Origin of the sequence: Sodalis-like endosymbiont of Proechinophthirus fluctus (assembly GCF_001602625.1) — a bacterium.
Lineage (GTDB): Bacteria > Pseudomonadota > Gammaproteobacteria > Enterobacterales > Enterobacteriaceae.
Genome location: NZ_LECR01000054.1, coordinates 1 through 1,741, shown reverse-complemented (window position 1 = coordinate 1,741; position 1,741 = coordinate 1). Strand labels below are relative to the sequence as shown.

At 35.7% G+C, this 1,741-nt stretch carries 2 protein-coding genes; both read right to left on the bottom strand.

The features are described 5' to 3' along the window. Nucleotides 1-437: 437 nt before the first annotated feature. Nucleotides 438-635, bottom strand: a complete 198-nt coding sequence (locus BG74_RS13610) for a hypothetical protein (protein ID WP_187202723.1) — start codon at nt 633-635, stop codon at nt 438-440. Between the two features lie 871 nt (nt 636-1,506). Further along, on the bottom strand, nt 1,507-1,741 hold a 235-nt coding region (locus BG74_RS14910; protein ID WP_204376337.1), incomplete at its 5' end, for a hypothetical protein.

The window sequence follows — 1,741 nt, the reverse complement described above, 5'->3', positions numbered from 1 at the left end:
AAAGAAAGCCTTTTCTGCCGAAATTCGTCTCGTCATTCTTCGAAGGTAATAAATAATTAACGTTTCGAGTCAGTGATTTATCATCGAGCCGACGAAATTAGAAATTTTAATTGTAATTGTTACCAAATAGTATAGGGGTACCCATAATCGCCATCGCCATCGCCATCGCCATCGTTTCAGTCGCCTTTTCTTCTTATTAATGCGGGGTAATAAATTACGATGACGTCGTTTTAATTGATGACGTGATTAATTGATTCGAATGGAAAAACTTTTTTTTTGTTTTTTTTAATTCCTTTCTTATTGCTTAAGAAACGAGTAATTTTCAGGAGAATTTCAATTGAAAGTGACGCGTTTAACGAGAGGCTAATTTAGAGCGGGTAATTTAAAAAAAAAAAAAAAGAAGAAAGAATTAAGCAATTAATTGTGGCACCAACAAATCAGCGATCTTCCGCAGGAGAAGCCGGAAGAGAAGAAATTGTTCTTTCTTTGTCTCCTCCTCCTCCTCCTCCTCCCCCTCCCTCCCTCGCCCCTTCGAGATAGAGAAAAATCAAACGTGAAATCCAACGAGTAAATAAATTATCCAATAATAACGCCAAATTTAAAAAATAAAAATGAAATAAATTGGTTTCGTGCAATTTGAGTTTCTCACGAATTCTTAGTGGTTCTGGGGAGGGGGAGGGGAGGGGGCAATTTTCATTTTTCTCCTCCGAATGATTGCCGAGAGATTCGAAACGTATTTACGAAGGGAAAAAAAAACATCGAATTTGAATTTGATCTGACCAATTTAATTCCAAAACCAAGAATTCAAAGAAAAAAAAATGGCGCCAATTACATTTCGACGTAAATTTTACATTGTTTTGCATTATTAAATTGGGCTGTTACAAGTCGCGTCAAAAAAAATGAAAGAAAGAAAGATTTTGCGATTCGTTTTCCGCACTTTGGCCAAATTTGGCCATCTTCGCCTTTCTTCAGGGCTCCGAATCAAAAAAAAAAAAAAAAAATAATTCAAAATCAAGAAGTTATTGAAACCATCTTGAAGCCAAGATGGCACGCACTGACTGCAATTTAAATTTTCGATGGGAGGAAGGGGGGGGGAAGGGTCCCCAAAATGGGGCAAGTCCCATTGATGTTGGCATTTTCATTGACCTGTCCAACTGAAAGATGTCCCCGAAAATCGTTTTGCCCCCCCCCGTTTTTAAATCGCGAAAACTTTGCCATTTATTTTTATTACCCTTCGTAATAACGTTCAATAAATTTAATTGAAATTTTCAATTCGTTATTGGGTAATAAAAAAAATTTTTTTTTTTTTTTTTTAATTGGAGAATTCGCGCCATCGGAATTTTCCGGAATTTTTCAAAGGAAAATAATTAAGGGTTTTGGGGGGAAGGGGGGAAGGAAAGAAAGAAATTTTTTTTTTGGACGGATTTTGGCGAATTCTTCGGTGGAAGGAAACGGAAATAAATTTTCTCGAAGAATTCCAATTCGGTGGTAAAAGCAAACGACTTTTTAACTATTTGAATCGTTTCTTTCTTTCTTTCTTTCTTTCTTCTTCAGGTTGCGAATTTTTTGGGTGGATCCAAAAACAATTGATTCATTCTTCTTCGAATTTTGTGGCACGCTGGAAAAATACCTTAAATATTCGTGCGTCGAAATCAATTTTTTTTTTTCAATGATTGTTTTAACGCAATCATCTCTTGATGCATCTGACGAACTTTTCAATCCCTTGTTTTTATGTATATCT